A 5,497-nucleotide genomic window follows, 5' to 3' on the forward strand; every position below is an offset into this window, starting at 1 on the left:
TCGATCAGCGCGATGCCACGATTTGCGAGGGCCTGCTCGATCGCCTCGTCCAGCCGGGCCCGGGAGTCCGGGTCGGCCTCGTGGCCGGGCCGCACGTAGCAGCGGTAGGCGTCCACCGCCGCCAGCAGCTGCTGCAGGCCGTTCCGCAGCGCGGCCTCGTCGTGGTCGGGCAGCGCCTCGGTGGCCCGGCGCAGCAGCCGGTCCACCTCGGGCACCAGCAGCCTCCCGACCGCCTCCCGCTTCGCGGCCGCGACCACCTCCCCCAGCACGGGCTCGCCACCGGCGTGCTCCCACGCCAGGTCCACCTCGGTGACGGTCACCGGCGGCACCAGCGCGACCTGCAGCGCGGCGTTGGCGTCGTAGCCGGTGGTGCCCTCGCAGTCCCACGCGTCGGGCAGCCGTTCCTCCCCCTCGAGAATTTTCTCCACCCAGATGGGGGTGCCGGGGCGGCAGTGCCGAGCCAGCTCGGCGAGGTAGCCCTGCGGGTCGGCCAGGCCGTCGGGATGGTCGACCCGGAAGCCGTCGATCACGCCGCCGTGGTGCAGGTCCAGCAGCAGCCGGTGGGTGGCCTCGAACACGTCGGCCTCCTCCACCCGGATGCCGACGAGCTGGTCGACCTCGAAGAAGCGGCGGTAGTTGAGCACCCGGTCCCGTTCCCGCCAGCCGGCCAGCCGGTAGTGCTGGTGCGCCAGCACCCCGGCGACGGTCGCGGCGTCCGAGGTCGGGGACCCGTCCCAGCCCTGCGGCGTGGTGGCCCCTGCCACCGGGAGCACGTGGTCGTAGTAGCGCACCACCGGCTCACCCGCCGCCGGTCCCTCGTCGGGCCGGCCGGTGTCGAGCACGAGGGCGCCGGCGCGCAGCTCCTCGGCCACCGGGTGGCCCAGCACCGGCAGACCGAGCTGGCCGTCGAGGGCGGTCCAGTCGACGTCGAGCCAGTGCGCCCGGGCGGCGTGCCGGCCGCCGGCCAGGACCTCCCACACGACCGCGTTGCGCCACTGCGGCGCCACCAGCGCCATGTGGTTGGGCACGATGTCCACGACCAGGCCCAGCCCGTGCCGGTGACAGGCGGTGGCGAGCCGTTCCAGCCCCTCCCGGCCGCCGCGCTCGGCGTCGACCTGGCTGTGGTCGAGCACGTCGTAGCCGTGCGCCGACCCGGGCACCGAGGCGAGCACCGGCGACAGGTAGAGGTGGGACACGCCGAGCCTGCCGAGGTAGGGCACCTCGGCGGCGGCGTCGTCGAAGGTGTAGTCCCGGTGCACCTGCAGCCGGTAGGTGCCGGTGGCGGTGGGCCGGCCGTCGCGGCGGGCCGAGCGGGCGGGGCTGACGGCGCTGGTCATCGGTGTGGCACTCATTGCCGCCCAGTCTTCCACCCCAGGCGCCGCTGGTCGCCTCGTCGCGTCTCCTCCCCCCTCGGCCCCGCCCCGGCCCGCCGGGAGGGCCGGCGCCGCCTCCGGCACCACGGCCACCGGGGGCCGCCCACGAGGTGGCACCGGGCCGCTACCCTGGGTTCTTGGACAGAGCCTGAAAGTCTGTTTAGGGTTGAATGAACTGCTGAGGCGTGTGTGACACCCGGTGTTCGATGCGGTGGCGGCGCTGCCGCGGTCGGGGCCGGGCTCCCCGTCGGGTCGAGCCCGCGTGGTGCACCGGCAGGCGCCGCGACCGGCGGTGCGTCCGTCTCAGCCGTGCCTGAGCCAACGAACTGACCCCGACCAGGGAGAACCGTGCCAGCCATCGAGGCATCCGGCCTGACCAAGATCTTCGGCCGCCGCCCCAAGCGCGGGGTGCGCATGCTCCGCGAGGGAGCCGAGGTCGCGGACCTCCGGCGGGAGGGACTGACCCCGGCCGTCATCGAGGCCACCTTCGACGTGGCCCCGGGCGAGATCTTCGTCGTCATGGGGCTGTCCGGCTCGGGCAAGTCGACGCTGATCCGGATGGTGAACGGGCTGCTGGAGCCGACCGACGGCACCATCAAGCTGGACGGCCAGGACATCACCCACCTGTCCAAGGCCGGGCTGCGGGAGCTGCGGCGCAGCAAGGTGAGCATGGTTTTCCAGCACTTCGCGCTGCTGCCGCACCGCACCGTCGGCGAGAACGCCGCCTACGCGCTGCAGCTGCAGGGCGTCTCCCGCGACGAGCGGGAGCGCCGCGCCGAGGAGGCGCTGGCGATGGTGGGCCTCAAGGGGTGGGGCGGCTCGATGCCCTCCGAGCTCTCCGGCGGGATGCGGCAGCGGGTCGGCCTGGCCCGGGCACTGGCCTCCGGCACCGAGGTGATGCTCATGGACGAGGCGTTCAGCGCGCTGGACCCGCTCATTCGCAAGGAGATGCAGGACCAGCTGCTGGAGCTGCAGGCCGAGCTCGACAAGACCATCCTGTTCATCACCCACGACCTCAACGAGGCGATGCGCCTCGGGGACCGGATCGCGATGATGCGCGACGGCCGGATCGTGCAGGTCGGCACCGCCGAGGAGATCCTCAACGAGCCGGCCAACAACTACGTCGCCCAGTTCGTCGAGGGCGTCGACCGCAGCCGGGTGCTCAGCGCCGGCACCGTCATGGAGCCGCCGGTCGCGGTGGTCGGCCGGGACGCCGGCCCGCAGGCCGCGCACAAGCTGATGCGCGAGCACCAGACCTCCTCGCTGCTGGTCGTCACCCGCGAGCGCCGGGTCGAGGGCCTGGTGTGGGAGGACGACGTGGCCGAGGCGGTGCGGCAGGGGGCCGACCGGCTGCCGGTCAGCGCCGAGGGCGTGCCGCGCGTGACGCCGGACACCCCGCTGGCAGCCCTGTTCCACCACGCCGCAGCGACCCGCGCGCCGATCGCCGTGGTCGGCGAGAACGACCGGCTGGAGGGCGTCATCCCCCGGGTCACCCTGCTCAGCGCCCTGTCCGCCCCCACGGGGAAGGACCGCCCCGACGGCACCGACGGCACCGGGGGCGCCGGGGAGAGACCCGACGCGACCGCTGCCGGCGAGACCCCCCTCGACCCCGCAGGAGCGCGCTGATGACCCCGCTGACGACACCGATGCCGCCGGGCCTGCCCCGCATCCCGATCGGTGAGGTCGTCGCGGACGGCATCACCTGGGTCAAGCAGAACCTGGAGGCCCTCCTGGACGGCCTCACCGCGATGCTGTCGTTCCTGGTGGAGCTGTTCACCGACCTGCTGCTGGCGCCGCCCATGCTGCTCGGTATCGCGCTGTTCACCCTGCTGGCGCTGCTGGTGCGCTCCTGGGGGTTCGCGGTGTTCGCCCTGGTCGGGACCCTGCTCATCGCCAGCATGGAGCTGTGGGAGCCGGCGATGCAGACGCTCGGGCTGGTGCTGGTGGCCACCCTGGCGGCGATCGTCGTCGCCATCCCGATCGGAATCCTGGCTGCCCGCAGCGACACGGTCAGCACGATCGTCAAGCCGGTGCTGGACTTCATGCAGACGATGCCCGCCTTCGTCTACCTGGTGCCGGTGGTGATCTTCTTCAGCATCGGCGTCGTGCCCGGCGTGTTCGCGACCGTCGTCTTCGCGCTGCCGCCGGGGGTGCGGCTCACCGAGCTGGGCATCCGGCAGGTGGACAAGGAGACCGTGGAGGCCGGCGAGGCCTTCGGCGGCACGCCGGGGCAGATCCTGCGCGGCATCCAGCTCCCGCTGGGGTTGCCGACGATCATGGCCGGCGTCAACCAGGTGATCATGCTGGCGCTGTCGATGGCCGTCATCGCCGGCCTGGTCGGCGCCGGCGGGCTGGGCCAGCTGGTCGTCACCTCGATCTCCCGGATCGACGTCGCCCTCGGCTTCGAGGCCGGGCTGGCGGTCGTCATCCTCGCCATCTACCTGGACCGCATCACCGGCGCCATCGGCCAGCCCACCGGCCGGTCGCTGGGCGCCGTACTGCGGCGCCGGCGCGCGGAGACTGCCAGCCGGCAGCCCGCCGCCGCGACCGCAGGCTCGACGACCACGTGAGAGAGGGAAGGAACACCACATGAGGACCCACCGCACCATGACACCCAGAACCCGTCGGGGTGCCGCCGTCGCCGCGACCGCGGCGCTCGGGCTGGCATTGACCGCCTGCGGCAGTGACGACGGCGGCAACGGCGGCGAGGGCGGCTCCGGCGAAGGCGACGCCGAGGAGACGACCGGTGAGGCAGGCGGCGAGGGCGGCGGCACGATCACGCTCGGCTACATCCCGTCCTGGACCGACGGCCTGAGCACCGCCTACCTGCTGGAGAACAAGCTGGAGGCGGCCGGCTACACGGTCGAGCACCAGGAGATCAGCGAGGCCGGCCTGCTCTACACCGGCCTGGCCCAGGGCGACGTCGACATCTACCCGTCGGCGTGGCCGGAGGTGACCCACGCCTCGTACATGGACCAGTACGGCGACCAGATCGAGGACCTCGGCACCTACTACGACGAGGCCAAGCTGACCTTCGCGGTGCCCGAGTACACCGAGATCGAGTCCATCGCCGACCTCACCGAGAACACGGACATGTTCGGCGGCCGTATCTACGGCATCGAGCCCGGCGCCGGCCTCACCGAGGTCACCAAGGAGAGCGTCATCCCGACCTACGGGCTGGACGAGGCCGGCTACACGCTGGTGGAGTCGTCGACCACGGCGATGCTCACCGAGCTGGAGCAGGCCACCCAGGCCGAGGAGGACATCGTCGTCACGCTGTGGCGGCCGTTCTGGGCCAACTCCGAGTACCCGGTGAAGGACCTGGCGGACCCGGAGGGTGCGCTGGGTGAGTCCGAGGGGCTGCACTTCCTGGGCACCCAGGGCTTCTCCGAGGAGTTCCCGGAGGTCGCCGAGTGGATCGGCGAGATCCAGCTCTCCGACGAGGAGTACGGCGGGCTGGAGCAGTCCGTGGCCGTCGACAACCAGGACGACCCGGCCGCGGGCGTCGAGGCCTGGCTGGAGGAGAACCCGGACATCGTGCCGGACCTGGAGGGCTGAGCCAGCAGGCACAGCTCCCCACCTGACACGCCGGTAGCAGCGGGGCCGCCCCCCTCGGGGCGGCCCCGCTGTGCTGTGCGGGACTGGGCAGACCGCTCGGCCGGGACCCTGCGGCAGCCGTGGCCGCTACAGCCGGCGCATCGCGGTCGCGAGCAGCACCGGCTCGCCCACCTCGTCGGAGGCGTCCAGGTCGCAAACCGCCTCGATCACCCAGTCGCGGTGGCCGGCCGGGTCGGCGATGGTCTGCCGCACCTGCCACCGCCGCACCTCGGCCGGGCCGCTGTCGGGCACCCCGGGCACCGTGCGCACGCCCGGCTGCGGGCCGCGGCCGGCCTCGATGACCAGCAGCGCCGGGCCGCGGGCGTCGGCGTCGGTGCGGATCTCGTCGTGCTCGTCGTAGTAGGCCTCGAGCGCGGCGTCCCAGTCGTCGGCGGACAGCACCGGCTCGCGAGCCGGTTCCGGGCGCGCCGCGACGGCCGCCTCGAGCGCGGCCAGGCCGTCGACGTCGTCGCGGGCGGCCAGCTCGACCCGGCGGAACATCGCGTTGCGCACCATCACCCGGAACG

At 73.1% G+C, this 5,497-nt stretch carries 5 protein-coding genes; 3 read left to right on the top strand and 2 right to left on the bottom strand.

Annotated elements, in window-relative coordinates; all coding sequences use genetic code 11:
• Window positions 1-1,352: alpha-amylase family glycosyl hydrolase (locus tag GFJ45_RS14890; RefSeq protein WP_267128870.1), on the bottom strand; the 1,352-nt coding region annotated here is incomplete at its 3' end.
• Window positions 1,353-1,721: 369 nt separating this feature from the next.
• Here GFJ45_RS14890 and GFJ45_RS14895 point away from each other — a divergent pair.
• The 3 genes from GFJ45_RS14895 to GFJ45_RS14905 are packed head-to-tail and all read left to right on the top strand — an operon-like array spanning window position 1,722 to window position 4,931.
• Window positions 1,722-2,999 (top strand): quaternary amine ABC transporter ATP-binding protein, encoded by a 1,278-nt coding sequence (locus tag GFJ45_RS14895; RefSeq protein ID WP_153398588.1) that lies wholly within the window; start codon window positions 1,722-1,724, stop codon window positions 2,997-2,999.
• Entirely contained in the window at window positions 2,999-3,943 is a 945-nt protein-coding gene (locus tag GFJ45_RS14900) for an ABC transporter permease (RefSeq protein WP_228387114.1), read from the top strand. Before GFJ45_RS14895 ends, GFJ45_RS14900 begins: the two co-directional genes overlap by 1 nt.
• Before the next feature lie 37 nt (window positions 3,944-3,980).
• A complete protein-coding gene (locus tag GFJ45_RS14905) occupies window positions 3,981-4,931 on the top strand; it encodes a glycine betaine ABC transporter substrate-binding protein (RefSeq protein WP_153398594.1) in 951 nt (316 codons plus the stop codon).
• Window positions 4,932-5,057: 126 nt separating this feature from the next.
• Here GFJ45_RS14905 and GFJ45_RS14910 read toward each other — a convergent pair.
• Window positions 5,058-5,497: DUF3516 domain-containing protein (locus GFJ45_RS14910; protein ID WP_153398590.1), on the bottom strand; the 440-nt coding region annotated here is incomplete at its 5' end.

The organism is Ornithinicoccus halotolerans (assembly GCF_009602535.1).
GTDB lineage: Bacteria > Actinomycetota > Actinomycetes > Actinomycetales > Dermatophilaceae > Ornithinicoccus > Ornithinicoccus halotolerans.